Here is a 24,225-nt window from a genome sequence, read left to right as displayed (position 1 = left end):
GCCTATTCTGAGTGAGGCTGCTGGCCCTTGTTGTCGCGTGCGCGAAGCTGTGCTTCGAGCTGGATGATCTGTTTTTCGAGCTGGCTGCTGCGCTGGTGGTGGTGCATGACCTGGTCGCGCCGGTCCAGGGCGGCTCTCGCAGCGCGGTCAAACCAGGGCTTCCAGAGGGCAGGCACTTTGGGTGGGCGCTTGATGTTGGGGCCCTCGGCGTTTTGTACGTAATCGGCTAACTGCAGGGCAGGCAAGGTGAACTGGCGACTGAGCCACAGTGCAGTGCCTGCTGCCGCCAACAAGCCCAGCAAACCGGTGACGAGCGTGGGCATCAGCTTGCCCAAGGTGTGGCTGGCTACCACGCCGGAGGGCGCATAAATCACCAGGCTGAACGGTGACCCACGCAAGACATAGCGCAGCCAGCCTGCTTCCGTGGTGTAAGGGCCGGAGGGCGGGGTGCCTGTCTTGGCGTCGCTGCTGGCGAGCACGCGCCCTTCTTTGTCGATCACCCAGGCCTGCCCCATGGCCAGCGGGCGTTGTTGCATGACTGTGCCAAGGGCTTCCAGGCTCAGGTCGGTGCCCATGGCACCGACAAAGGCTTCACCCACGTACACCGGGGCCAATGCAGAAACGACAGTGATTTTCTTGAAGGGGTCGGTGTGCGGCGCAGACCACACCGGTTCCTTTTGCGGGTTGCGAGCCGGGCCCGCCGCATCCAAGCCTGCGGCATCCCACAGCACCGGCAGGGCTGCACCCATGTCGGCTTTGCCGGTGGCGATCAGCACTTCGTCCCGGGCCTGGGCCGGATACACCCAGCGCCAGCGCTTCTGGGCGTCAAAAAAGTAGCTCCAGGCCAGGCGCTGCTGCTGGCTGTGTGCGGCCACCGCTTGACCCAGCGCACCCAGCGGCGCATTGAGTTCGCGCCGGTAGTCGCCACTGGCGGCGGGGTTGGTGTGAACGGCGCCCATGTCTTTTGCCAGGTCTTGCGGCATGCGATCCCACGGTGCATCCCGCAGCGGCGCGAGGTTGCGGCGCTCCAGCCGTTCCGCGAGGCTGCTGTCGTTAAAAAGGGGTTGGCGCAGGTTGCGTTCAGCGCTTTGGCGCATGCCCATGGCGTGCAGGCGGGCAGCGTCGAGCGTGTCATTCAGAGCGAGCTGTAGTTGTTCGCCTTGTGCACTCAGGGCCCAGGTCAGGGCCGCTTTCTGGCGGCTGTACAGGCTCCAGCTGCCCAGCAGCAGTACCAAGGCCAAGCCGCCCAGCACAAGGACCAGACTCAGGTGGTGTTTGCGCGTGAGCCCTTGGGCGTTGAGCGCGGGCGCTTCAGGTGCGGGTGCTGTGTTTGGCATGGCTGCCATTGTGGGCCCGGCCACCGCTTGCGCGGGCCCACAATTCGCGAACGGTCAGCTTCTCGCGCTGGCCGGTTCAGCCTGCGTAGCGCTTGGTCCACTCTTTCTCCAGCGCATCCACCCAACTGCCGTGCGGCTCGGGGATGGCGGGCGCTGGCTTTTCTACCTGGCCGGGCAGGGGCTTGGCGGCAAATGCCGCCCGCTCGGTAGCGCTGAGCTTGTCCAGTGCGAGCACGGTCGGGTCGCCCCACACGGCGATGTCGGCCTTGCGGGCTTGGGCCTCGGCGCTGAGCAAAAAGTTGGCAAATACCTGGGCACCCTCTTTGGCAGTGGCGTTCACAGGGATGGCGACAAAGTGCGTGTTGCCGATGGTTCCGCTACTGAATTGATAGCTGGTCACGCTTGCAGGAAGGCGCTTGGCGGCTATTTCGTTCGCAGCGTCGTTGGGGTTGAAGGTGAGGGCCAGAGCCACTTCGCCATCGGCCAGCATCTGACGGATAGCCTCTGCGTTGTTGGGGAACTGCTTGCCGCCGCGCCACAGGTGCGGGTGCATCTGGTCCAGCGCTGCCCACAGGGGCGCAGTGGCTTTGGTAAACGCGTCTGGGGTGACGGGCTTGTAGAGCGCGTCACGGTTGCTGTTCACATCCATTAGCACCTGCTTGAGGAACGTGGTGCCGTGGAAGTTGGGTGGGCGGGGGTAGGTCACGCGGCCGGGATTGGCTTTGGCAAAAGCTTGCAGCTCTGCGAGGTTCTGCGGCGGCTTGGGCGTGCGTTTGCTGTCGACCATGAAGGTCAGCTGTGCCATGCCCCAGGGGGCTTCCAGGCCGTCAGTGGGCTCGGCAAAGTCCAGGCGCGTGGTGGGCTTGCCCTGCACGTCCACCTTGGCGTAAGAGGGCAGGCTCTCAGCAAATGGCCCGAAGAGCAGGCCCTCGCGCTTCATGGTCAAAAAGTTCTCACCGTTGATCCACACCAGGTCCACGCTGCCATTGGTTTTGCCCGCAGCTTTCTCGTTGCGCACCCGCTTGATCATGTCCGGCGCATCGGCAATCTTGACGTGCTGCACGATCACACCAAAGCGCTTTTGCGCCTCACCAGCGGCCCACTGGATGTAGGCGTTGATGGTCTCCGACCCGCCCCAGGCGTTGAAGTACACCGTCTGCCCCTTAGCTTTGGCTTCGATGGCCGACCAGGCGGGGGGGGACTGGGCAAAAGCGGGAAGTGCTACTGATGCTGCAGAGGCGGCAAGAAGTTGGCGGCGTTGAATGGATAAGCTCATGGTTCCGGTTGTCCGAGGAAAACAATGGGTCGGACGATAAGCCCGTTTCTTACACCTTGCCCACGACGGGGCTTAAGCCAACAAGGCCTGCGCAAATTCCCTAGCGTTGAAGGTTTCCAGCTCGTCAAGCTTTTCGCCCACACCGATGAAGTACACCGGAATGGGGCGCTCCCGGGCGATGGCTGCAAGCACGCCGCCCTTGGCAGTGCCGTCGAGCTTGGTGACGATCAGGCCGGTGAGGCCCAGTGCGTCGTCAAATGCTTTGACCTGGGCCACGGCGTTTTGGCCGGTGTTGCCGTCGATGACCAGCAGCACTTCGTGCGGTGCCGTGCCGTCGGCTTTGCCGATCACGCGCTTGATCTTTTTCAGCTCTTCCATCAGGTGCAGCTGCGTGGGCAGGCGGCCTGCGGTGTCGATGAGCACTACGTCCTTGCCGCGTGCCTTGCCGGCGGTCACCGAGTCGTAGCTCACGGCAGCGGGGTCGCCGCCTTCCTGACTGACGATTTCCACGGTGTTTCGGTCAGCCCAGACGGTGAGTTGCTCGCGCGCAGCGGCGCGGAATGTGTCCGCTGCGGCCAGCAACACGCTGGCGTTGCTGTCGGCGAGGTGCTTGGTCAGCTTGCCGATGCTGGTGGTTTTACCCGCACCGTTCACGCCGGCCACCATGATGACGGTGGGCGTGTGTTCGCCGATCACCAGCGGCTTTTGCAGGGGCTGCAACAGCTCGGTCAGCTCGGCGATCAGGATGTTCTTGAGGGCGGTCGGGTGGGTCACGCCGGTAGCCTTGACCTTTTTGCGCAGCGCGTCCGTCAACAACTGGGTGGCGGCCACGCCGGCGTCGGCCATGAGCAGGGCGCCTTCCAGGTCCTCATACAAAGCTTCGTCGATCTGGCTGCCGCCGAACACGCCGGAGATGCTGCTGGCAGTTTTGCCCAAGCCTGCCTTGAGTTTGTCCAGCCACTTCTGGCGTTCGGGCGGGGTAGCCGGAGCCTCAGGAATTTCAATGGGCGCCACCAGCGCGCTGCCGATCAGCGAGCCGGAGCCCCAGCCGGTACTGGCGGGTGCCGCGTTCGAGGGTTCTGGTGCGGGCGGGGCAGGGGTAGAACTGGGGGGGCTTGTGACCGATGCTAGTGGGGCGTTAACCGCTTCTGCTGGGGCATCGGAGGCCTGCGCCGGTACTTTGTCCGCTACAGGTGTAACGGCTGGCGCTACCGACTCAGAGGCCGGAGTGGACGAAGAAAGGAATTTCTTTTTGAAAAAACTGAACATGAGGGTGTTTCTAGAATCACAGCATTCTATGAAACACCCATTTCACCTGTCGGGCGCCCGCTGGGCCGCTCCGGTTTCTGCGTTCGCGCTGGCCGCATCCCTCACCATTCCCTGTCTTCTACTGCTCCTGTCAGCCTCCGCAAGCGAGGTGCAACCTGCGCCGGCCGCCACACTGGCGCAGCAGTTCACCCTGAAGAACGGCATGACCCTCATCGTCAAACCCGACCGGCGTGCGCCTACCGCCGTGCACATGGTGTGGGTGCGCGTGGGCTCCATGGACGAGGTGGACGGCACCAGCGGCGTGGCCCACCTGTTGGAGCACATGATGTTCAAAGGCACGCCTACGGTGAAGGCCGGCGATTTCTCGCGCAAGGTCGCCGCGTTGGGTGGTCGCGAAAACGCCTTCACCAGCAAGGACTACACCGGCTACTTCCAGCAGACTCCTTCAGCCAAGCTCGAAGATGTGATGCGCCTGGAGTCGGACCGCTTTGCCAACAACATCTGGACGGATGAGGTGTTTGCCAAAGAGTTGGAGGTGGTGAAAGAAGAGCGCCGCCTTCGCACCGAAGACAAGCCTCATGCCCGCCTGCACGAGGCCATGGACGCAGTGATCTACCAGGCCGACCCCTACCGCCGCCCCATCGTGGGCTGGATGAGCGACTTGGAGAGCATGACTGCAGACGACGCCCGCGCCTTCTACCGCCGCTGGTATACGCCTACCAATGCCGCCGTGATCGTGGCAGGAGATGTGGATGTTGACGCGGTCCGTGTGCTGGCCGAAAAGTACTACGGCAGCCTGCCGGTGCACGCCCTGCCGCAGCGCAAGCCGCGCACTGAGCCCGAGCAAACCGGGCTGCGCCGCCTGGACTTCAAAGCACCTGCCGAGCAGGCCTATGTGGCACTTGCTTTCAAGGTGCCCGGTCTCAAGCCTGCCGGTTTGCCAGCGACGGCGGCTGCACCCACTGACGCGACCAGTGACGACGCATTGGCGCTGACCGTGCTCTCGGCCGTGCTTTCGGGCTACGACGGTGCCCGGCTGCCGCGTGCGCTCACACTGTCGGACAAACCTGTGGCGGATGAAGCTGGCGCGTACTACGGGCTCACCGCCCGCGGCCCGCAGCTCTTTACGCTCTATGGCATACCAGCCGTAGGCAAAACGGCGGCCGAGGTGGAGGCCGCATTGCGCGCCCAGGTGGCGCTGGTCGCCAAAGACGGTGTGACCGAGGCCGAACTCACCCGCGTTAAAAACCGCTGGGTGGCGGGCGAGGTCTACAAGCAAGACAGCGTGTTCAACCAGGCGCGCTTGCTGGGTGTGAGCTGGATCAACGGCTTTCCCTTGGGCGCTGACCAACTGCTGCTGGAGCGCTTACGCAAAGTGACTGCGGCGCAGGTGCAGTCCGTGGCCGCCAAGTATTTTGGCGATGACGCCCTCACCGTCGCCACCCTGCTGCCCCAGCCTGTGGATGCGACCCGCAAGCCCCGCGTCCCCGCGGTAGGCCTTCGCCATTGAACAGCGCTTCCAGCCATTGAACCCATGATTACTCCTAAAATTGTAGCTGCTCGCGCAATATTGGCGGGCGCTATCGTCTTATTTGGTATGCACTCCGTGTGGGCGGGCATACCCATCCAGCACTGGACGCAGCCCAGTGGTGTGCGTATCTACCTCGTTGAGAGCCTCGCCATTCCGATGTTGGACGTGCAGATCGACATGGATGCCGGCGCCCGCCGCGACCCTATCGACAAGCCCGGCCTGGCCAACCTGATGGCCGCCAGCACCGCGAACGGCGTGCGCGCCAGCGGTGCTGGCCCCGCGCTGGACGAGCACCAGCTCAGCGAAGCCTGGGCGGACTTGGGCGCGTCTTTCGGCGGTAGCGCCAGTGCCGACCGCATGAGCTTTGGCCTGCGCTCCCTGACCTACCCGGACTTGCTGGACAAAGCAGTGGCCCTGGCCGCCCGCCAGTTGGGCGAGCCATCCTTCCCCGAAGCACCTTGGCTGCGTGACCGCCCCAAGATGATCGCCAGCCTCAAGGAAGCCAACACCCGCCCCGCCACACTGGCCGGGCGTGCGTTCAGCCAAGCGGTGTACGGCAGCCACCCTTACGGCCGCGAGACCACCGAGGCCAGTCTGTTGCGGACGAACGTGGAAGACCTGCGTGCCTTGCACGCCAAGGTCCTGCGTGCCTGTGCTGCACAGGTCAGCATCGTGGGCGCGCTCAACCGGGCGCAGGCGGATGCCTTGGTGGCCAAGCTGCTGGCCCGCGTGCCGCAAGGTGGCTGCACTGCACAACCGGCGGTGCCCGAGGTGGCAGCGCTGGCGGCAGCGAGCGAGATACGCATTCCGTTTGCATCGGCACAGGCCCATGTGCTGGTGGGGCAGCCGGGATTCAAGCGTAATGACCCGGATTTCTTCGCGCTCACGGTGGGTAACCACATCCTGGGCGGTGGCGGCTTTACCGCGCGCCTGACTGAAGAGGTGCGCGAGAAGCGGGGGCTCACCTATAGCGTGTACAGCTACTTTGCGCCCGGCATGCATGCAGGTGCCTTCACCATCGGCCTCCAAACGCGGCCTGACCAGGCGGAGCAAGCACTGACTTTGGTGCGCGAGGTGGTGACCAAGTTCGTGGAAGAAGGTCCGACTGAAAAAGAGCTGCAAGCCGCCAAAGACAACCTGATCGGCGGATTTGCGCTGCGCATCGACAGCAACAAAAAGCTGCTCGACAACGTGGCCAACATCGCCTGGAACGGCCTGCCGCTGGACTATCTGGACACTTGGACGCAGCAGGTGGAGCGCCTTACGGTGGCTGATGTCCGTGCGGCCATGGCCCGCAAACTGCAGCCGGTGCGCATGGCGACGGTAGTGCTGGGCGCGCCTTAGGCGCACCCGGTGGAATGCAGGGCCACGTCGGGTGGCGCCTGCATCCGGGGCAGCTCGCCGTCAGCGTTTGCGTGTGGCGCCCAGGCCCAGGACAATGACCCCGGCGATGGCGCAGCAGATGGCAGCAATGCGGAAGGCCCAAGCGGGGCTTTGCATCTCCATGAGCTGGCCGCCCAGAAAAGAGCCTAATGCTGAGCCCATGCACAGTACGCCAGGCGCCAGCATGATCATGCGTCCTGACTTGTCGTAGCTGGGCAGAAGCGCTAGCAGCAGTGTGATGGAGGTTCCCCAGGCACAGATAAAGACCACAGTCGATACCGCATAGGTCGAGGCTTGGGGAGGGAGTGACAAGCCGAGTGCGGCCAGCGTGCACAGGGTCAGCGCCACGATGCCGGTGCTAAAGAGCCGGTCGCGCTGAATCATCCAAGGAACAATGGAAATGGCTGCGATGCTCAAGAGATTCGCTCCACCCAGCAGTGTTTCCACAAAAGCGTCCTTGAAACCGGCTTCGTGGCCCATGAAGCCCACAAATGTCCAGACCACACCGACGGTGACGTAAAGCAGAAAAATGCTCAGCAAGGCTAGGTAGGCCGATGCAGTTCGGGGTGCACTGGTGCTGGTGAGTTCCGTTTCAGCTTGCAGGTGGACTGCGGGAAACAGGGTGCGTACCAGCAGACAGATCACACCTTGCATAGCCACCATGATGAAGGCAGCTGTGGCTTGACCCAGTTCACCCACCCAGGGAAGCACAAAGGTCAGCAAGACGGCGATGGCCAGGGTCTGGCTGATGACCATCCAGGTGAGGTTGCGGTCGGCATCCTTGCCCTCGGAGAGTCGGCGTATCGCCAAGCCAGCGATCACCCCGGAAAACACGCCGGAGGCCAGTCGAACCAAAAGCATGGTGGTGTCATCCAGCCGGAAAGCGGATAAAGCATTGGCTGCAATGAAGCCCAGCAATGCGATCAGTACCAATGCGCGCGGGTTGTAACGGAAGAGCACAAATGTCATGAGCAGCGAGCCCACTGCGTTGCCCACGCTATCTGCGGCGGCAATCAGCCCTAATTGACTTTCCGTCAGGGACCATTGGGTGGCCATCAGCACAACGAATCCGGGAGTTCCCAGGAAAAAGATCGATGCCACGCACACGAGGGCGATCAGCGAGAACGTGTGGTGCTTGGGCAATTCGTCTGAGGAGGGGGCGATGACTGTCATAAGAAGAGTCTTTCAGAGGTTGAGGGCTGTGGCTAGTGGAGGAAGACATTGCGTGTTCATGCACACCTGATAGACGGCGAGTCGGATGGATAGCGGACCGTCAGGTCCCTCGCCAACCGTGCCCACGAATAGGCTGGTGTTCATCCATTCATAGGGGCCTTGGGGTGCCTCAAATACGGGGTGGGTTACCGCGTACTCTGCGGGCCATTGGTTGTTGGCGCTGTACCAAAGTCCCTTGTTACGGACATGAATGAATGCACCGTCTTCGGTCTGCATGTCGTAGATGGCCTCGATTTCCAGTCGGCCATCCGTGCGCAATAGCTGCCAGTCGGCGCCGCCCGGGAGGATGCGGCCTGAAAGCCCTTGTCCCTGAAATCGCCCGCCGGTGATGGGCACCCGCAAGCGTTGCCCCTTGTGGGTATGGCCTTGGACTTCTTCCGGCTGCAAAGTGACCAGCGCCTCGTAGGCGAAACGCAAGTCGAGTCCGGGCATGGGTGGGGAAATGAGGTGGGTCATGGTTGTCTCACTTGGAGGGGCGCCAGGCGGGCCAGTTGATCGCTTGTTCCAAGGCATGCGCTACCTTGATGACATCGTCTTCGCGGTAGGTACGACCCACTACCTGGAGCCCGGTGGGCACTCCGTTGTCACCGAAGCCACTGGGCACACTCATCACCGGATGCCGGCTGAGCATGTTGAACGGATAGGTCATGTAGTTCTCCATGAGGTCCGTGTGCGCTTCTGCGCAGCCTTCTGCGGCCATGGTGTTCCGCGCCAGGGTGGGGCAAAGCAGCACGTCGTAGTTGGCATAGATATCCTGGAGGGCGTTGTGCATCTTTCCCATGCCATCGATGGACTCGATGTATTCCTCGGGCGTGATGTTGCCCAGAAGCTCAACAGCCGTGCGTACGTAGTCGCTAACTTGGTCCTCAGCCCCTTGGGTAAGCGCTTTGAGCCCACGCCCCAGCGGCATGCCAAGCCCGTGCGTGAAGTAGCGCTGCACATTGCGGTCCCAGGCCAGCTCGACTTCATCAACGATGGCGCCTTGTTCCCGGAGCGACTGCGCCGCCAAGCGAGTATTGCGGCGCACGTCATCGGCCACTTGGAAGTAACCCAGGTCCATGGACAAGGCAATGCGCATGCCTCTGATGTCCCCGGGGGGCACTGCCAACTCGATTTTCGGGTGCAAGCTCGCGGGGTCGCACGGGTGCGGTCCGTTCATCACGTTGAACATCAGGACCGCATCTGCCACCGTGCGCGCCATCATGCAGTTGTGGTTGTAAGTGTTCATCGCGAAGAAGAACGAAGCCTCCGGAACGCGGCCGTAGCTGGGCTTGAAGCCCACCACGCCGCAGTACGCAGCTGGCACGCGGCCGGAGCCGCCGATGTCTGATGCAGTGGCCAATGTCGTCATACCCGCAGCCAATGCCGCGGCACTGCCGCCGGATGATCCGCCGCAAGTGAAGTAGGGGTTCCAAGGGTTGCGGGTCACGCCATGGGCGAGAGACCGGGTGAACATCGCTACGTAGAACTCGGGCACATGCGTTCTTCCGTGGATAACGGTCCCAGCCTCTAGAAGGCGATCGGTCAGGGGTGCGTTGTGTTCATCGACCATCCCTGCGAGCAAGAGGGAGCCTTGGTCTGTTTCCTCGCCCACCAGGTTGTGTTCGTTTTTTAGAACCGTGGGAATTCCTTCCAGCGGACCTGCCGAGTCGGGTGCGGTTCGGTATGTGGCCTCTGCGCGTCGCGCGGACTCCATGGCTTTATCAAAGCGCATGGACCGCATGATGTTGAGTTCGGGTTGCAGTTCTTCGATCCGGAGGATGTGAGCGTTCAGTAGCTCGACAGGGGAAAGAGAGCCATCGCGAAAGCGCTTGAGTGCATCCGTGGCAGAGAGGTAATTCAGTTCCAGATCAGCGTTGTTGGGCATAGGGAGCGATGTCTTGAGGTGCAGAGTGCTGTTGTGATAAAGGATTGTTAAGCGAGTAATTACTCGTATAAATTGGGGTTTACCAGCATGTTCCATGCCAAGATCGTGTGCTGGGTATCATTGGGTGATGACAAAAAAGAAGCCGGTGGATGTGGTCGACGCTGAGGGTGCGCCTGTTGCGGATGTTTCTCTTTCGCTGCGCAGGGCGCCAAGGCAGGTTCGTGCCCAGGAGACGGTCCGTGCGGTACTGCGTGCTGCCGGTGAAGAGATTGAGTCGGGTGGGTTGGACCGGTTAACGACCAACCGCGTTGCAGCGCGGGCTGGTTTGTCGATAGGCGCGGTGTACGGCTATTTCCCGAACAAGGAATCCATACTCCAGGCGCTGCTGGTTCAGTGGCTGGATGGTGTGTTTGAGGCTTTGGATAGCTTGCATCCACGGCACGGTGGCGGCCTCGATTTGATTAGCTATCTCCAAGCCCAATTGCGAGAGGGCGCGCGGGTCTACAGCGAGCAAGCGGGCTTGAGCGCCATGCCGTATTTGTCGGAGGGGGTGCCGGCTTTGCGCCCGGTCGTCATGGAGCACGATGCGAGAGTCTATGAGTCCATTTCGTCAGCTTTGCGGCACTATGTTCCGACCGCCAGTGCAGAAGATATCGACTCGTTTTCCCGTTGTTTGCCGCTATTGATGCACGCCGGCCTGGTGGTGCTTGTGGTGGAGAAGTCGGGCGAAATGGGTTCGTCCCTGGAGTTTCTTCGTGCCGCCATTATCGGAATGGCATCGCGCCTGCTTATGGTGAGTCAAGGGGTTGAGTGACCCGTTTGGATGCGTTTTTTGTGCTGATTTGGTGCGTTGGCAGGTCGTGTTTGGTCTCGTTTTTACTTTTTTATAAAACGAGCATATCATCGCTTTTTGAATCAAGCGCTGAAACCCAAAGGCCGCGCCATGTACAACAACACATACCCCCTTGAAGAGTCTCTTTCACCAGATGCACCGCGCGTACTCATCACGTGCTGCAACCGCATGGTGAACGACCACCCATTCCATATGGTCGGTCGCAAATATGTGGAAGCTGTCAGATTGGCAGGGGCTTATCCGATAGCTGTTCCGGCGGCTCATCCTGATGAGGTCGACACCTGGCTCGATATGGTTGATGGTGTTTTCCTTACCGGATCCGCATCGAACTTGCATCCGAGCTACTTCGGTGAAGCTCTACTGGATTCCAGCAAGCCGCTGGATCCGGTGCGGGACGCGTGGACGCTTCCCCTGATTCGTCGCGCAGTGGCCAGAGGCATTCCCTTGCTGGGTGTATGCCGCGGTTTTCAGGAAACCAATGTCGCACTCGGGGGCAGTCTTCATCAAGCTGTGCATGGTCAACCCGGGTATGCGGATCACCGGGAAGCCAACCACCCTGATTTGGATGTGCAATACGGTCCCTCTCACAGAGTTCAAGTGACTCATGACGGGCATTTGGCGGCCATCGTGAAGTCCGGCGCTTTCATGGTCAACAGCCTGCATGGCCAAGGCATTGCTCGTTTGGCCTCTGGTCTGCGTGTAGAGGCTCGCGCCGAAGATGAATTGGTTGAAGCATTCACAGTCACGCAAAGCCCAGGATTTGCTCTTTGTGTCCAGTGGCATCCGGAATGGAAATCCCGGACCAACGCGAGTTCGATGGCGATCCTGAGAGCTTTTGGCGATGCCTGCAGGCAATGGCGGGCAACGCATCGTGCTCAATAGCAACCGGTAGGCTTGAGCGGCCGGATCAAAGGCTTGCTTGGGTTAAGCTCCCCGCATGAATGCCAAAGCCACTTCTTCACGCAGCGCTGCAGCTGCGCCCAAGCGCCCCGCGCGACCCCGCGCCGGCCAGAGCCACGAAATCCGGATCATCGGCGGGCTCTGGAAGCGCACCAAACTCAAAGTGGCCGACAAGCCCGGCCTGCGCCCCACGCCGGATCGCGTGCGCGAGACCGTGTTTAACTGGCTGGGACAGGATATGACCGGCTTGCGATGCCTGGATGCTTTTGCCGGGACTGGTGCTCTCGGCTTTGAAGCTGCGTCCCGTGGCGCGAAAGATGTGCTCATCATTGAGCAGGATGGCGCCCTGATAGAGCAGCTCAAAAAAACCCAAGCGCAACTCGAGGCCACCGCCGTGCATGTGCAGCGCGGTGACGGTGTCGCCGCTATTCGCCAGGCGGCACCCAGCAGCTTGGATGTGATCTTCATCGACCCGCCGTTTGACGCGCCGCTGTTCGAGCCCGCACTGGGCGCGTGTGCCCGTGCGCTGGCGTCTGAGGGCTGGGTGTATCTGGAGTCGCCCACTGCGTATACCGATGAAACTCTGAGCGCCGTGGGACTGAGTGTCCACAGGCACCTCAAGGCCGGCGCGGTGCATGCGCACCTGCTCAAGCACACGGCGGCATAATTCCGGCCTCAGCCTCGCTGGCCACTCCAATCGTTTTTGCCATGCCACAACCCGTCATTGCCGTTTTTCCGGGAACCTTTGACCCCATTACTTTGGGGCACCAGGACCTGATTCGCCGCTCGTCCCGCATGTTCGGCACAGTGATCGTGGCCGTGGCCGTGGCGCACCATAAAAAGACCATGTTCAGCCTCGAAGAGCGGTTGGAGATGGTGCGCGAAGTGTTCCAGCCTCTGGATAACGTGCAGGTGGAAAGCTTCACCGGTCTGGTGCGCGACTTTGCTGTCGCTCACGGCGCCCGCGCCATGGTGCGCGGAGTACGTTCAGTGACAGACTTTGACTACGAAGCGCAGTTGGCCGGCATGAACAAGGCACTGGCGCCGGAAGTGGAAACCTTGTTTTTGACGCCGGACTCGCGCTTCCAATTCATCTCCAGTACCTTGGTGCGCGAGATTGCCACCCTGAAGGGCGATGTGGCGCAGTTCGTGGCGCCTGTGGTGCACACACGCCTGATGGCGAAGGTGAGCTGAGCATGGCGCTACTGATCACCGACGAGTGCATCAATTGCGATGTGTGCGAGCCGGAGTGCCCGAATGAGGCCATTTACCTGGGCGAGCAGATCTATGAAATTGATCCGCACAAGTGCACAGAGTGTGTGGGGCATTTCGATGAGCCACAGTGTGTGCAGGTGTGTCCGGTAGCTTGCATTCCGGTGAACCCGGAGTTTGTGGAGAGCAAGGAAACCTTGATGCAAAAGTACCTGCGTTTGCAAGCTACTTCTGGCAAGCCGGCCTGACTCTCGCTTGCTTCCAGGCCCGTTTCAGGGCTTCTCGGTGGGGGCTTGTTTGGCAGTAAAGAACTCTGGCGGTTTCTTGTTCTTCAGTGGCGCCTGTGCCGACGCTGTGCCTGCGGTGGCCCCTTTGGCGGCTTTGTTTTTTTCCTCTTCCATCGCCTTGAGCTCTGCCTGGTGGCGCTTCATGGCTTCAGCTTCCTGCGCCAGCCTTGCTTTTTCCATGGCTTTGGCTGCCTCCATTTGCCGCTTGTTTTCTTTGTCGACTGCTTGTTTGCGGGCTACCGACGAAGCTGCGTTGGGGGAGGTGGTATCCAGCGTCTTCCCGCCACCGCAGGGCGTTTGGCTGTAGGTATTGCCGCATCGGTAGACTTTTTGTGCACTGGCGCCGGTGGATACTGCGCAAGCAGCTACTAAAACTGTAGCAAGCAATATGGGGTTTTGCATGGCAGGTCTCCGAAGTGGCAATTTGTATTTCAGGCTGCTGGTGGCGAGGTGGGTGAATCTGCGGCGCCTTCTTCCATGGCCGGCGCGCTGGCTACACCCGCAGCAGGCGGTGCGGGCGCACGGGGGGGCTTGGGGCGCGGCGGCTTGCTGGTGTGAATCAGCATGGTGGCCTTGTCCATCTCGCTGGCGAGCAAATGGGGCAGGGCCTTGAGCGAGCGGTCAATGCTCTGGTCGATGGCAATGCGGTGGTCCAGCGAAGGTTTCTTAAGCACCCAATGCACCACTTCTGACTTCACGCCCGGATGACCCACGCCCAGGCGCAGTCGCCAATAGTCGCCGGTGCCCAGTTGGGCATGGATGTCGCGCAAGCCGTTGTGGCCAGCGTGGCTGCCGCCGAACTTGAGCTTGGCTTCACCGGGCACTACATCGAGCTCGTCGTGCGCTACCAGAATTTCTTCCGGTTTGATTTTGAAGAAGCGGGCCAAGGCACCTACGGACTTGCCCGACAGGTTCATAAAAGTTTGTGGCTCCAGCAGCCAGACGGTTTCTCCCTTGATGCTGGTGCGGGCGAGCAGGCCGTGGTAACCGCGGTCCATAGCGAGGTTGACTTTGAGTTCACGTGCCAGTGCATCCACCCACCAGAAGCCGGCGTTGTGGCGGGTACCGTCGTATTCGGGGCCGGGGTTGCCCAAGCCGACAAACAGTTTGATCATGCGGAAAATTATGGCTTACAAAACATCTGCGGCATGTGCCCCAAAGCAAAACGGCCCACCGAAGTGGGCCGTTTCAAGGTAATCAACGCAGGGCGTTAATTACTTCTTGCCTTTTTTGCCCTTGGCATCAGCAGCAGGAGCGGCAACAGGAGCTGCCACTTCTTCCACTGGAGCCACGACGGACACGACCACGGGGTTAGGCTTGCCATGGGTCACAGCAACGGTACCCTTGGGCAGAGCCAAGTCGTTCACGTGCAGGGACTTGCCCTTTTCCAGGCCGCTCAGGTCCACAGCGATGAACTCAGGCAGGTCGGCTGGCAAGCAAGCCACTTCCAGTTCAGTGATGACGTGGTTAATCAAGCAAGCGTCTGTCTTCACGGCAGGAGAGTTTTCCTGGCCGCTGAAGTGCAAAGGCACGCGCATGCTGAGCTTGGTGTTGGCTTCTACGCGTTGGAAATCGATGTGCAGAACCAGTTGCTTGTAGGGGTGCATTTGCACGTCACGCAACAGGACCTTGCTTTCCTTGCCGTTGAATTCCATGTCCAGGATAGTGGAGTGGAAGGCTTCTTTCTTGAGGGCGTGCCACAAAGCGTTGTGGTCCAGCTCGATCAAGAGGGGTTCGCCGGTGCCACCGTAAACGATGCCAGGTGTACGACCAGTGATGCGGAGACGGCGGCTCGCACCCGTGCCCTGCTTAGCGCGCTCAAAAGCGACAAATTTCATATCTAACTCCAAAAAAGAGTCCACCGCGACCAGTGTGACTCCGACAGTAAAAGACGCCACGGGCCGAAGCCTGCAGCGTCTGCTTTTTGTTCCGAGTGATTACTCGGTGAACAAACTCATGACCGAATCTCCCTTGGCGATACGCTGGATCGTGTCGGCGATCAGCGGGGCCACGGAGAGTTGGCGGATCTTGCTGCACTGCGCGGCGGCAGCGCTCAAAGGAATGGTGTTGGTCACCACGACTTCGTCGAGAGCATCGCCACCGGCGATACGTTCAATGGCCGGGCCGGAGAAGATGGGGTGTGTGCAATAGGCATACACCTTCTTTGCGCCGCGGGCCTTCAATACTTCAGCGGCTTTCACCAGGGTGCCTGCGGTGTCGATCATGTCGTCCATGATCACGCAATTACGACCTTCGATTTCACCGATCACGTGCATGACTTCAGACACGTTGGCCTTCGGGCGACGCTTGTCGATGATGGCCATGTCGCAGTTCAACTGCTTGGCCAGTGCACGGGCACGCACCACACCGCCCACGTCAGGCGACACCACGATCAAATCGCTGTAATTCTTCTGGCGCAAATCGCCCAGCAGCACGGGGGACGCGTAAATGTTGTCCACCGGAATATCAAAGAAGCCCTGGATCTGGTCAGCGTGCAAATCCATGGTCAGCACGCGATCCACGCCCACGGCTTGCAGCATGTTCGCCACCACTTTGGCAGTGATTGGCACGCGGGCAGAGCGGGGACGACGGTCCTGGCGGGCATACCCAAAGTAAGGAATCACTGCGCTGATACGTTCAGCAGAAGCGCGCTTGAGCGCATCCACCATGATCAGCAGTTCCATCAGGTTTTCGTTTGTGGGCGCGCAGGTGCTTTGAACCACAAACACATCGCGGGCACGCACGTTCTGGTTAATCTCGACGGTGACTTCACCATCCGAAAAGCGGCCGACACTGGCGGCGCCCAGAGAAATGCCAAGGTGCTTGGCAATGTCTTCAGCCATGCCTGGGTTGGCATTGCCGGTGAAAACCATGAAATCAGGGGGGGTGAATGCCTGCATGTGGGGTGGTCCAGCGAAGAGATTGGGTTTATTTCGTCACAGATCGCATGCTGAATCGGGACCGGCCCGAACAGCAATTTGGCAGGGGAAGAAGGATTCGAACCTTCGCATGCTGGAATCAAAATCCAGTGCCTTAACCAACTTGGCGACTCCCCTACACGGGTTGATAGCTAAACGCTACCCACCGATAAACCGTCGCTGGGTGCCCATCCCTGAAGGGGGTGAACATCCAAACTGCTGCACAACTTGACTTCAAAGTTGCTTGGCACATCATCCAGATTGATGTCTTGGTTGAGGTGCGCAAAAACTGCGCTTCCTGAACCAGTCATCCGACCGCTTAAGCCTTTGGAATCTAACCACTGAAGGGCTTGATTAACCTCGGGGCATAGCGTCTGGGCTATGGCCTGCAAGTCGTTTCGAGTTTGACTTAATGTCTTATCGAAAGTGTGTGCAGCGAAGCCATAGATTGTAGCGCACTCTGAGTCACGTTTCAAGTTGCGATCAGAAAAAATTCTTTTTGTCTCCAATCCGGCGTCCGGTTTGACGACGACCCAACGCAAAACCGGTATCTCGATAGGAGTGAGTTTCTCTCCGATACCTTCCACCCAGGCATTGCGCCCGCCCAGGAAAAAAGGAACATCGGCGCCCAGCGTCAGGCCGATTTTGGAGAGAGCCTCCAAGGGTAGTTTGAGGTTCCAGAGCCGGTTCAACGCGAGCAGGGTCGATGCTGCATCGGATGAGCCCCCACCCATGCCGGCCTGCGCAGGGATGGACTTGTGAATGGCGATGTGTACGCCTGCGGTGCTGCCGGTCGCTTTCTGCAGGGCGCGGGCGGCGCGGACCACAAGGTCCTCTTCCGGCAGCGCCCAGGTCAGGTCTTCCCGGCTGATCTTCCCGTCGCTGCGTCGGCTGAAGTGCAGCGTGTCGCACCAGTCAATCAGCATAAAGGGCGATTGCAGTAGGTGGTAGCCATCATCGCGGCGGCCCACGATATGGAGAAACAGATTGAGCTTGGCGGGGGCGGGAATGTCGTAGAGCGACTGCATGCCCGAGATTATCAATGCTGTGCTGACGTGAACTCAGCGCTGCAGCACGATGCGCAAATCCACTGCAGGCAATACACCTTCTGCTCGGGCGGCTTGCAAGCGGCCTTGCTCCAGCCGACTGAGGTCCACTGTCCAACCGGGCACCTCGGTGGCTTGGCCGTTCAACCAGTCAAACAAGGCACGCACTGGCAATTCGGCGCCTGTCGCTTGCTGCGCCAAGGCGGCCAGGGAGTCGAATTGGCGGGTTTCACCGTCAGCCAAGAGTGTGGCAACGCCCGGTGCCCACTGCAGGCGCGCGGCGGTCGTGCCCAGGGGGGTGAAGAACACCAGCAGACCGCTCTGCGGACTGCCGCCTAGCTCGAAATCGGCGCTGAAAGCTTGAGGTGGTTCGGTCTGAACCTTGAGCGCCAGACGACCATTCCATTGAGCTTCTGCAGGAAAAGCGCCATTGGCGCCCGTCCTGTGTGCGCAACCAGCTATAAAAAATGTAGCAACCAGCGCCAGGGCACTGGCTAAACGCCTGCGCTTCATAGCGAAGGGTTCAAGCGCTTGATGGTTTCCAGAAGCGTTTCGTTGTCTTTTTGCTGCTCCAGGCCCTGGCGCCATACCTTATTGGCGGCATCGCGTTGCCCGGAGACCCAGAGTACTTCACCCAGATGGGCTGCAATTTCTGCATCCTGCCGGCTTGCATACGCTTGTTCCAGCAGTCGTTTGGCTTCGGCCAGATTGCCGCTGCGGAATTCCACCCAGGCCAAGCTGTCCACGATAAAGGGATCGCCTGGGGCAAACTCCAGCGCTTTCTGAATAAGCTGGCGTGCCTCCGGCAAGCGCATATTGCGATCGGCCAGCGAGTAGCCCAGCGCGTTGTAGGCGTGGTGGTAGTCCGGTGCTTTGCTGATCAGCTGGCGCAGCAAGCGCTCCATCTCGTCGATGCGGCCCAGCTTTTCGGCCACCATGGCCTGGTCGTAGGCAAAGGTGGTGTCATCCGGATAGGCTTTGACTGCCTTGCCCAGCAGGGCGTAGGCCTCGTCCATTTTTTTGTATTCCCGCAGCAGCTGTATTTCGGTGGCCAGCTTGGTACGGGCGTCGTCCGCTTGCAGCTCGGGCGAAGTGCGGATCACCATCAGCGCATCGTCCAGCTTGCCTTGGCGGGCCAGGAGCATGGCGCGGCGGGTGTTCACCCGAAGAGCGTCCTGGGGGCTCTTGATGCGTTGCAGGTAGGCATTGGCTTCGTCGGCTTTGCCGTTCTGCTCCGCAATCTGCGCCAACAGCAGGTAGGCCTGCACGGCACCACGGCCGGTTTCTGATTCGTCGCTGCTGTCCTGCTCAGCGGGCAGCAGGCTCAAGTACTTTTTGAGCGACTTTTCTGCCACGGTGTTTCCGCGGTCTTGCAGTTCCAGGGAACCTCGCACCAGCCAGGCATCCGGAAATTCGGGCTTCTGCTGGTTCAGCACCTTCATTTGCTCCAGCGCTTCGGAATAGCGTTGCGCACCTATCAGGGTGCGGCCATAGGCCATGCGGATTTCGGGAATGGCTTTGCCAGCCAGGTATTTGCGCACCACCGCTTCAGCGGCGGGCGTCTTGGCTTCCATCAGGTTCAGGGCCAATATGGCGGGCTCATCAGCGGAGCTGTCGAGCGCCGCACCTCGCTGGGCAGCATCCAGTGCACCGGCCGTGTTGCCAGCGCTAAACCGCATTACGCCTACAGCGGCCCAAGCGGCAGGGCCGTAATTGCTGGTCGGCAGGTCTGCAGCCAGTGCTTGCTCCACCGCGTTGGCGGCTAATGCTTTGTCAGTCACCCGGGGAAAGTAGCGCGGAACTTGGTTGATTGCGGTCACCCGTTCCTTGCCCGTCAGCCCCTGCAGTTCGCGCTTGAGGGGGTCCGCAATTTCGGCAAGGCGGTTGGTGCCAATCAAAATCTGCAGCACATAGCGGTTCGGTTCTTTGGCGGTCGGGTAAGCACGCTGCCAGGCACGTGCCGCTTCAATGGCGAATTCGGCGCTACGGGCCCGCAAAGCGAGTTCGACGGCACGCTCATACAACTTGACCGAGCCCGAGCGCCGGGCAGCGTCGAGCGTGAGCGAGAAAGCATTCGCCTCGTCACCATCGAGTGCGCTCATCTCTGCCTGAAGGATCTGGTACATCAACCGTGCATCGAGGTCGGAGTTGACGATCACCGGCGCCGGAGTTGCCGCCACGGCAGGGGCGAAAGGGGCGAGTCCGGCCAACAGGGCGGCCAGGGCAATGAGGCGTGGTGTACGGTGCATCGGACCATAATAATCCAACCCCCAATACCGAGAGCGCCCATGCCTGAATTGCCCGAAGTCGAAGTGACCCGCCGGAGTTTTGCCGACCGCATCACCGGCGCCACCATTCAGGGCGTGCGCATGGGCAAACCCCTGCGTTGGCCCCTGCAATGTGAGCCAGCACAGCTGGCAGGCTTGCGGGTGCGTGGCGTGCGACGCCGGGGAAAGTATTTGTTGATCGACCTGAGCGATGGCTTGCTGCTGGTGCACCTGGGCATGTCGGGCTCGGTCATCTTTGACCGCCACTTGCCGCCCGCCGGCGTGCATGACCACTTTGACATGGTGACGGACCTGGGCACCCTGCGCCTGCACGACCCCCGCCGCTTCGGAGCGGTGGTGTTTGCGGCAGGCGAGTCCGACCCTGTGGCGCAAAAGCTGTTGGGCCACTTGGGTGTGGAGCCGCTGGGCGATGGTTTTGACCCCGCCGCCTTTCTGGCCGGCCTGCGCCAGCGCAAAGCGCCTATCAAACAGGTGTTGCTGGCGGGCGAGGTGGTGGTCGGTGTGGGCAATATCTATGCGTCTGAGGCCTTGTTTCTCGCCGGTATACGCCCCACCAGCCCGGCCAACAGCATTAGCAAACCAAGGGTGGCCAAGCTCCATGCCGCGGTGAAAGATGTGCTCAGCCGCGCGGTAGAGAAGGGCGGCAGCACCCTGCGCGACTTCTCGAACGCCAATGGCGAAAGCGGGTACTTCCAGCTGGAGGCCAATGTCTACGGCCGCGAAGGCGCGCCTTGTCGTGTGTGCGCCACACCGGTGCGCGCCATCCGGCAGGGCCAGCGCTCCACTTACTACTGCATGGTTTGCCAGAAGCGCTAAGAGAGGGGCGCGGTGCTATATTGGCCGATTCCTCGGGGGACTACGTGGCTACTTCATTCAACGATCAGTTTGACCAACACGGTACATGGCGGCGCGAATTCGCCCTGCGCCTGAAGTTACTGGCGGAATGGTTGAAAGACCACGAGTTGCTGGACGCTGGCGTCGAAGAGCGCCTCTTGCGCCTGGAAACCCAGCTGCGCTCTGACAAGGTGATGGTGGCCTTTGTGGCCGAGTTCTCGCGCGGCAAATCCGAGATGATCAATGCCCTGTTCTTCGCAGGGTACGGCCGGCGCATCATGCCGGCCAGCGCAGGCCGCACCACCATGTGCCCTACCGAAATGGGCTACGACGCCGATGTGCCCCCCTGCCTGCGCCTGCTCCCCATCGAAACCCGCCTGCAACCCCAGGCCCTGATGGAATGGCGCATGGCCCCTGAAAAATGGGCTCGCATCGACCTCGATGTGAACAATCCCATGCAGTTGGCCAAGGCCCTGGAAAAAGTGGCCGAAACCCGCAAGGTCACACAAGACGAAGCACGTGCTCTCGGCTTCTGGCACGCCCAAGCTCCCGAAGACAACCCCATGGTGGATGCGCAGGGCATGGTCGAGGTGCCGCGCTGGCGCCATGCGCTTATCAACATCGCCCACCCGTTGCTCAAGCAGGGGCTGGTGATCTTGGATACCCCGGGCCTGAACGCCATCGGCGCCGAGCCGGAACTGACCGTCAGCCTGATTCCGCAGGCCCACGCTGTCGTGTTCATGCTGGGTGCGGACACTGGAGTCACCAAATCCGACCTCTCCATTTGGCGCGAGCACCTGATTACCGAGTCCACTGACCCCGATGCGCGTCTGGTGGTGCTCAACAAGATCGACACGCTGTGGGACGCCCTCAGCACCCCGGCCCAGATCCAGACCCAGATCGACCGGCAGCGCTCCAACACGGCCGACATTTTGGGCATTCCCAAAGAGCGGGTGATTGCCGTCTCCGCGCAGAAGGGCTTGGTTGCCAAGGTCACCGAAGACGACGTTCTGCTGCGCCAGAGCTGCCTGCCCGTGCTCGAGGACGTACTCGGCCACGGAATGATGGGCAAGCGCCAGAAGATTCTGGCCTCGGCCATGAAAGGCGGCATCACTGACCTGCGCGGCGAGACCGGCCGCGTCATCAACATCCGCAAGCGCGACCTCACCGAGCAGATGCTGGAGCTGCAAAGCCTGCAGGGCAAAAACGCCAACGTCATCAAGCACATGCGCAACCGCATCTCGCAAGAGCAGGCAGAGTTTGACCAGGGCGGCGCCAAAATCCATGCGGTGCGGTCGGTGCACCTGCGCCTGCTGCGCGATGTGTTCAACATCCTGGGCGCCTCGGTACTCAAGAAAGAAATGGCTTTGCTCAGCGACACTTTGCTGCAAAAAGGCCTGAAGCTGGGCGTCAAGCGCGCCTACAGCGAAACCTTTGACCGCCTGCGCGGCAACCTGCAGCGCGTGCAAAGCCTGTGCGCCGAAATCCAGAGCATGCTGGAGGCCAGCTTTACCTCGTTGAATGCCGAATACGGCTTCTCGCTGCAGCCGCCGGTGGAGCCCGACATGGCCCGCTTCTCGGCTGACCTGGACACTGTGGAGCGCAACCACCTGCAGTACCTCGGCCTGGGCAATGCCTTCAAGCTGGCCCAGCCCGAGTTTGCCGACCGCCTGGTGCGTGCGCTTTCCACCCGCTTGCGGAACATCCATGAGGCCGCGCTGGCCGATGTGGAGCTGTGGAGCAAATCAGCCGCTGCCCAGCTGGACGCCCAGCTGCGCGAACGCCGCCGCAACTTCGCCCGCCGCATTGAGGCGATTGACCGCATCTCGCAAGCCGCCGGTGGTCTGGAAGACCGCATCGGCGAGATCAACCAGCAGAGCAACGCCCTCAACGAGCTGGACGCCAAACTCATGGAGCTCACCTCCTACCTGGTAGCCGCCCAGCAAAGCGCCAAACCCGCCACCAAAGTCGACGTGGAACTGGTCTGAGCGTGGCGCAGAGCAGTTTCGCCACCGCCGTGGTGCGCTGGCAGGCGCAGCACGGCCGCAACAGCCTGCCCTGGCAAAACACCCAAGACCCGTACCGCGTCTGGCTGTCAGAAATCATGCTGCAGCAAACGCAGGTGGCCACCGTCATCGGCTACTTCGACCGCTTTCTGGTCCGCTGCCCCACGGTGGCAGACCTGGCTGCCGCCAGAAGTGACGAGGTCATGGGCCTCTGGAGTGGCCTGGGCTACTACAGCCGCGCCCGCAACCTGCACCGCTGCGCCCAGCTGGTCATGGAGCTGCATGGCGGCGCCTTCCCGCGCGATGCGGCCACGCTGGTCACCCTGCCCGGCATAGGCCGCTCCACGGCAGCAGCGATTGCGTCGCTGTGTTTTGGCGAGCGCGTGGCCATCATGGACGCCAACGTGAAGCGGGTGCTCACCCGCGTGCTGGGCTTTGATGCAGATTTGGCGTCAGCCACCAACGAGCGCGCCTTGTGGGACCGCGCCACCGCTTTGCTGCCCACAGAGGCAGAGGTGGCCACTGAAGGCCCGCGCGTGATGCCGCGCTACACGCAGGGCATGATGGATTTGGGCGCCTCGCTGTGCAGCCCCAAAAAGCCCAGCTGCTTGCTTTGCCCGGTAAACAGCCAATGCGCTGCCGCCAAGGCGGGTGACGCCGAACGCTACCCGGTGCGCACCCGCAAGCTCAAGCGCAGCAGCCAGAGCCTGTGGCTGCTGTGGTTGCAGCGGGATGACGGTGCAGTGTGGCTCAGCAAGCGCCCCACGCCGGGTGTGTGGGCGGGCTTGCAGTGCTTCCCGCTGTTTGAGAGCGAAGAAGCCTTGCGGGCCGCGCTACCGCCGGAGTTTGCTGCCGACGTGCGGTTTATGCCTGCAGTGACCCATGTGCTCACCCATAAAGACCTATTTATGCACCCGGCGCACGTGGAATGTGCGCAAAAAGCTACTGATTTGATAGCAAAAAGTTTGGGCAACGGCGCCTGGTTCACGCCCTTAGAGTGGGCTGCAGCAGGATTGCCAGCACCGGTGCGAAAGCTGTTGGAAGGCTAGCCCGCGCAGCGGCGGAGCGTGGGTGCTTGTTTAGTCTCTTGCGTCCATCTCGCGGTGCCGCTTGAGCGTCACCCACTCGCCGCTAAAGCGCTTGGCCAGTTGCTCCACCAGGTACACCGAGCGGTGCTGCCCGCCGGTGCAGCCTATGGCCACGGTCACGTAGCTGCGGTGGTCGCGGGCCAGGGCGTCCAGCCAGCTTTCCAGGAAATGTGCGATGTGGTGCTGCATGAGCTCCACCGCCTCCTGGGCTTTCAGGAAGTCAATCACCGGCTGGTCGCGCCCGGTCAGGTGCTTGAGCTCGGGGTCGTAATGCGGGTTGGGCAGCATGCGCACGTCGAACATGTAGTCCGCATCGGTGGGCACGCCGCGCTTGAACGCAAAGGACTCAAACACCAGCGTCAGCTGTCCGCCGGGGGCGGCAATCATGGCCTTCACGTAGCCTTGCAGCTGCGAGGGGCGGATGATGCTGCTGTCAATCACATGCGCCTGCTCGCGCAGGTCGGCCAGCAGCTCACGCTCCAGCTCAATGGCGTCCACCAATGCGCGGCGCTCGTCGCGCTCGCCATGGTCTGAGCTGTTTTGTGACAGCGGGTGCTTGCGTCGCGTTTCAGAATAGCGGCGCACCAGCGTGTCGGTGGTGGCGTCCAAAAACAAAGGTTTGACCACCACGCCCAGCGCACGCACGGCAGCCAACTGCTGGGGCACCAAGGGCAGGGAGGTGGCACTGCGCACATCCATGGCAATGGCCACGCGCTGCGCGTTGTGCTGGCGCTCCAGCTCCACAAAAGGCAGCAGAAGTTCGGGCGGCAGGTTGTCCACGCAGTAAAAGCCTGCGTCTTCCAGCGCGTTGAGCGCCACCGACTTGCCCGAGCCGGACATGCCGGTGATGAGCACAATCTCCATGGGCACTGACGAAGGGGGGGGCATGTCGCTCAT

Annotated in this window: 24 protein-coding genes and 1 tRNA gene; 10 read left to right on the top strand and 15 right to left on the bottom strand. The window is 61.3% G+C overall.

Annotation, left to right across the window (positions count from 1 at the left end; all coding sequences use genetic code 11):
- Positions 1–2 precede the first annotated feature (2 nt).
- The 3 genes from ACOAP0_RS05490 to ftsY all read right to left on the bottom strand — a co-directional run bounded on the left by ACOAP0_RS05490 (position 3) and on the right by ftsY (position 3,882).
- Entirely contained in the window at positions 3–1,337 is a 1,335-nt protein-coding gene (locus tag ACOAP0_RS05490; RefSeq protein ID WP_498375263.1) for a cache domain-containing protein, read from the bottom strand.
- Between the two features lie 76 nt (positions 1,338–1,413).
- A complete protein-coding gene (locus ACOAP0_RS05485) occupies positions 1,414–2,613 on the bottom strand; it encodes an ABC transporter substrate-binding protein (protein ID WP_498375264.1) in 1,200 nt (399 codons plus the stop codon).
- Between the two features lie 72 nt (positions 2,614–2,685).
- Positions 2,686–3,882 (bottom strand): signal recognition particle-docking protein FtsY, encoded by a 1,197-nt coding sequence (gene ftsY, locus ACOAP0_RS05480; protein ID WP_498375265.1) that lies wholly within the window; start codon positions 3,880–3,882, stop codon positions 2,686–2,688.
- Between the two features lie 28 nt (positions 3,883–3,910).
- On the opposite strand from ftsY, the gene ACOAP0_RS05475 reads away from it, so the two are divergent.
- Entirely contained in the window at positions 3,911–5,392 is a 1,482-nt protein-coding gene (locus tag ACOAP0_RS05475; protein ID WP_498375266.1) for a M16 family metallopeptidase, read from the top strand.
- Between the two features lie 24 nt (positions 5,393–5,416).
- A complete protein-coding gene (locus ACOAP0_RS05470) occupies positions 5,417–6,757 on the top strand; it encodes a M16 family metallopeptidase (protein ID WP_498375267.1) in 1,341 nt (446 codons plus the stop codon).
- 60 nt (positions 6,758–6,817) lie between these two features.
- On the opposite strand, the gene ACOAP0_RS05465 is transcribed toward ACOAP0_RS05470, so the two are convergent.
- From ACOAP0_RS05465 to ACOAP0_RS05455, 3 genes are read right to left on the bottom strand one after another with little or no spacing between them, the layout of a single operon-like run.
- Positions 6,818–7,969 carry an MFS transporter gene (locus ACOAP0_RS05465; protein WP_498375268.1) on the bottom strand — a complete coding sequence of 384 codons (1,152 nt, stop codon included), beginning with the start codon at positions 7,967–7,969 and terminating at the stop codon, positions 6,818–6,820.
- A 12-nt stretch (positions 7,970–7,981) separates the two neighbouring features.
- The gene (locus tag ACOAP0_RS05460) at positions 7,982–8,485 is read right to left on the bottom strand and encodes a DUF3237 family protein (RefSeq protein WP_498375269.1); all 504 of its coding nucleotides are present in this window, start codon (positions 8,483–8,485) and stop codon (positions 7,982–7,984) included.
- A gap of 7 nt (positions 8,486–8,492) precedes the next feature.
- A complete protein-coding gene (locus tag ACOAP0_RS05455) occupies positions 8,493–9,896 on the bottom strand; it encodes an amidase (protein ID WP_498391336.1) in 1,404 nt (467 codons plus the stop codon).
- 127 nt (positions 9,897–10,023) lie between these two features.
- Here ACOAP0_RS05455 and ACOAP0_RS05450 point away from each other — a divergent pair, with 127 nt between their 5' ends.
- From ACOAP0_RS05450 to ACOAP0_RS05430, 5 genes are all read left to right on the top strand, one after another.
- A complete protein-coding gene (locus ACOAP0_RS05450) occupies positions 10,024–10,710 on the top strand; it encodes a TetR/AcrR family transcriptional regulator (RefSeq protein ID WP_498375271.1) in 687 nt (228 codons plus the stop codon).
- 129 nt (positions 10,711–10,839) lie between these two features.
- Entirely contained in the window at positions 10,840–11,631 is a 792-nt protein-coding gene (locus tag ACOAP0_RS05445; protein WP_498375272.1) for a gamma-glutamyl-gamma-aminobutyrate hydrolase family protein, read from the top strand.
- 55 nt (positions 11,632–11,686) lie between these two features.
- Entirely contained in the window at positions 11,687–12,316 is a 630-nt protein-coding gene (gene rsmD, locus ACOAP0_RS05440; RefSeq protein ID WP_498375273.1) for a 16S rRNA (guanine(966)-N(2))-methyltransferase RsmD, read from the top strand.
- A gap of 41 nt (positions 12,317–12,357) precedes the next feature.
- On the top strand, positions 12,358–12,843 hold the full coding sequence (coaD, locus tag ACOAP0_RS05435; protein ID WP_498375274.1) for a pantetheine-phosphate adenylyltransferase: 486 nt from the start codon (positions 12,358–12,360) through the stop codon (positions 12,841–12,843).
- A gap of 2 nt (positions 12,844–12,845) precedes the next feature.
- Positions 12,846–13,109: a YfhL family 4Fe-4S dicluster ferredoxin gene (locus ACOAP0_RS05430; protein ID WP_481872655.1), complete on the top strand. Its 264-nt coding sequence runs from the start codon at positions 12,846–12,848 to the stop codon at positions 13,107–13,109.
- Positions 13,110–13,133: 24 nt separating this feature from the next.
- On the opposite strand, the gene ACOAP0_RS05425 is transcribed toward ACOAP0_RS05430, so the two are convergent.
- The 8 genes from ACOAP0_RS05425 to ACOAP0_RS05390 all read right to left on the bottom strand — a co-directional run bounded on the left by ACOAP0_RS05425 (position 13,134) and on the right by ACOAP0_RS05390 (position 19,361).
- On the bottom strand, positions 13,134–13,550 hold the full coding sequence (locus ACOAP0_RS05425) for a hypothetical protein (RefSeq protein WP_498375275.1): 417 nt from the start codon (positions 13,548–13,550) through the stop codon (positions 13,134–13,136).
- Positions 13,551–13,579: 29 nt separating this feature from the next.
- Positions 13,580–14,263: an aminoacyl-tRNA hydrolase gene (gene pth, locus ACOAP0_RS05420; RefSeq protein WP_498375276.1), complete on the bottom strand. Its 684-nt coding sequence runs from the start codon at positions 14,261–14,263 to the stop codon at positions 13,580–13,582.
- A gap of 99 nt (positions 14,264–14,362) precedes the next feature.
- Positions 14,363–14,986, bottom strand: coding sequence for a 50S ribosomal protein L25/general stress protein Ctc (locus tag ACOAP0_RS05415; protein WP_087494860.1), 624 nt, complete (start codon positions 14,984–14,986; stop codon positions 14,363–14,365).
- Between the two features lie 99 nt (positions 14,987–15,085).
- Positions 15,086–16,048 (bottom strand): ribose-phosphate pyrophosphokinase, encoded by a 963-nt coding sequence (locus ACOAP0_RS05410; protein WP_087494859.1) that lies wholly within the window; start codon positions 16,046–16,048, stop codon positions 15,086–15,088.
- Positions 16,049–16,127: 79 nt separating this feature from the next.
- A tRNA-Gln gene (locus tag ACOAP0_RS05405) sits at positions 16,128–16,204 on the bottom strand.
- 14 nt (positions 16,205–16,218) lie between these two features.
- Positions 16,219–17,094, bottom strand: coding sequence for a 4-(cytidine 5'-diphospho)-2-C-methyl-D-erythritol kinase (gene ispE / locus ACOAP0_RS05400; RefSeq protein ID WP_498375277.1), 876 nt, complete (start codon positions 17,092–17,094; stop codon positions 16,219–16,221).
- Positions 17,095–17,127: 33 nt separating this feature from the next.
- Positions 17,128–17,625 carry a lipoprotein insertase outer membrane protein LolB gene (locus tag ACOAP0_RS05395; RefSeq protein ID WP_498375278.1) on the bottom strand — a complete coding sequence of 166 codons (498 nt, stop codon included), beginning with the start codon at positions 17,623–17,625 and terminating at the stop codon, positions 17,128–17,130.
- Positions 17,622–19,361, bottom strand: coding sequence for a tetratricopeptide repeat protein (locus tag ACOAP0_RS05390; RefSeq protein WP_498375279.1), 1,740 nt, complete (start codon positions 19,359–19,361; stop codon positions 17,622–17,624). Before ACOAP0_RS05390 ends, ACOAP0_RS05395 begins: the two co-directional genes overlap by 4 nt.
- A 39-nt stretch (positions 19,362–19,400) precedes the next feature.
- Here ACOAP0_RS05390 and mutM point away from each other — a divergent pair, with 39 nt between their 5' ends.
- From mutM to mutY, 3 genes are read left to right on the top strand one after another with little or no spacing between them, the layout of a single operon-like run.
- Positions 19,401–20,216 carry a bifunctional DNA-formamidopyrimidine glycosylase/DNA-(apurinic or apyrimidinic site) lyase gene (gene mutM, locus ACOAP0_RS05385; RefSeq protein WP_498375280.1) on the top strand — a complete coding sequence of 272 codons (816 nt, stop codon included), beginning with the start codon at positions 19,401–19,403 and terminating at the stop codon, positions 20,214–20,216.
- Positions 20,217–20,260: 44 nt separating this feature from the next.
- Entirely contained in the window at positions 20,261–22,222 is a 1,962-nt protein-coding gene (locus ACOAP0_RS05380; protein WP_498375281.1) for a dynamin family protein, read from the top strand.
- The gene (gene mutY, locus ACOAP0_RS05375) at positions 22,219–23,289 is read left to right on the top strand and encodes an A/G-specific adenine glycosylase (protein ID WP_498376090.1); all 1,071 of its coding nucleotides are present in this window, start codon (positions 22,219–22,221) and stop codon (positions 23,287–23,289) included. Before ACOAP0_RS05380 ends, mutY begins: the two co-directional genes overlap by 4 nt.
- Positions 23,290–23,319: 30 nt before the next feature.
- Here mutY and rapZ read toward each other — a convergent pair whose 3' ends face one another.
- On the bottom strand, positions 23,320–24,192 hold the full coding sequence (rapZ, locus tag ACOAP0_RS05370; RefSeq protein ID WP_481872788.1) for an RNase adapter RapZ: 873 nt from the start codon (positions 24,190–24,192) through the stop codon (positions 23,320–23,322).
- Positions 24,193–24,225: the final 33 nt, after the last annotated feature.

The sequence above is a fragment of the Curvibacter sp. Hmag1.1 genome, from assembly GCF_059769165.1.
This window is presented reverse-complemented; position numbering and strand designations above follow the sequence as displayed.

What these genes read in the sequence shown, in the direction of transcription:
- ACOAP0_RS05490 (WP_498375263.1), bottom strand. Translation starts at nt 1,337, where the DNA reads ATGCCAAACACAGCACCCGCACCTGAAGCGCCCGCGCTCAACGCCCAA.
- ACOAP0_RS05485 (WP_498375264.1), bottom strand. Translation starts at nt 2,613, where the DNA reads ATGAGCTTATCCATTCAACGCCGCCAACTTCTTGCCGCCTCTGCAGCA.
- ftsY (WP_498375265.1), bottom strand. Translation starts at nt 3,882, where the DNA reads ATGTTCAGTTTTTTCAAAAAGAAATTCCTTTCTTCGTCCACTCCGGCC.
- ACOAP0_RS05475 (WP_498375266.1), top strand. Translation starts at nt 3,911, where the DNA reads ATGAAACACCCATTTCACCTGTCGGGCGCCCGCTGGGCCGCTCCGGTT.
- ACOAP0_RS05470 (WP_498375267.1), top strand. Translation starts at nt 5,417, where the DNA reads ATGATTACTCCTAAAATTGTAGCTGCTCGCGCAATATTGGCGGGCGCT.
- ACOAP0_RS05465 (WP_498375268.1), bottom strand. Translation starts at nt 7,969, where the DNA reads ATGACAGTCATCGCCCCCTCCTCAGACGAATTGCCCAAGCACCACACG.
- ACOAP0_RS05460 (WP_498375269.1), bottom strand. Translation starts at nt 8,485, where the DNA reads ATGACCCACCTCATTTCCCCACCCATGCCCGGACTCGACTTGCGTTTC.
- ACOAP0_RS05455 (WP_498391336.1), bottom strand. Translation starts at nt 9,896, where the DNA reads ATGCCCAACAACGCTGATCTGGAACTGAATTACCTCTCTGCCACGGAT.
- ACOAP0_RS05450 (WP_498375271.1), top strand. Translation starts at nt 10,024, where the DNA reads ATGACAAAAAAGAAGCCGGTGGATGTGGTCGACGCTGAGGGTGCGCCT.
- ACOAP0_RS05445 (WP_498375272.1), top strand. Translation starts at nt 10,840, where the DNA reads ATGTACAACAACACATACCCCCTTGAAGAGTCTCTTTCACCAGATGCA.
- rsmD (WP_498375273.1), top strand. Translation starts at nt 11,687, where the DNA reads ATGAATGCCAAAGCCACTTCTTCACGCAGCGCTGCAGCTGCGCCCAAG.
- coaD (WP_498375274.1), top strand. Translation starts at nt 12,358, where the DNA reads ATGCCACAACCCGTCATTGCCGTTTTTCCGGGAACCTTTGACCCCATT.
- ACOAP0_RS05430 (WP_481872655.1), top strand. Translation starts at nt 12,846, where the DNA reads ATGGCGCTACTGATCACCGACGAGTGCATCAATTGCGATGTGTGCGAG.
- ACOAP0_RS05425 (WP_498375275.1), bottom strand. Translation starts at nt 13,550, where the DNA reads ATGCAAAACCCCATATTGCTTGCTACAGTTTTAGTAGCTGCTTGCGCA.
- pth (WP_498375276.1), bottom strand. Translation starts at nt 14,263, where the DNA reads ATGATCAAACTGTTTGTCGGCTTGGGCAACCCCGGCCCCGAATACGAC.
- ACOAP0_RS05415 (WP_087494860.1), bottom strand. Translation starts at nt 14,986, where the DNA reads ATGAAATTTGTCGCTTTTGAGCGCGCTAAGCAGGGCACGGGTGCGAGC.
- ACOAP0_RS05410 (WP_087494859.1), bottom strand. Translation starts at nt 16,048, where the DNA reads ATGCAGGCATTCACCCCCCCTGATTTCATGGTTTTCACCGGCAATGCC.
- ispE (WP_498375277.1), bottom strand. Translation starts at nt 17,094, where the DNA reads ATGCAGTCGCTCTACGACATTCCCGCCCCCGCCAAGCTCAATCTGTTT.
- ACOAP0_RS05395 (WP_498375278.1), bottom strand. Translation starts at nt 17,625, where the DNA reads ATGAAGCGCAGGCGTTTAGCCAGTGCCCTGGCGCTGGTTGCTACATTT.
- ACOAP0_RS05390 (WP_498375279.1), bottom strand. Translation starts at nt 19,361, where the DNA reads ATGCACCGTACACCACGCCTCATTGCCCTGGCCGCCCTGTTGGCCGGA.
- mutM (WP_498375280.1), top strand. Translation starts at nt 19,401, where the DNA reads ATGCCTGAATTGCCCGAAGTCGAAGTGACCCGCCGGAGTTTTGCCGAC.
- rapZ (WP_481872788.1), bottom strand. Translation starts at nt 24,192, where the DNA reads ATGGAGATTGTGCTCATCACCGGCATGTCCGGCTCGGGCAAGTCGGTG.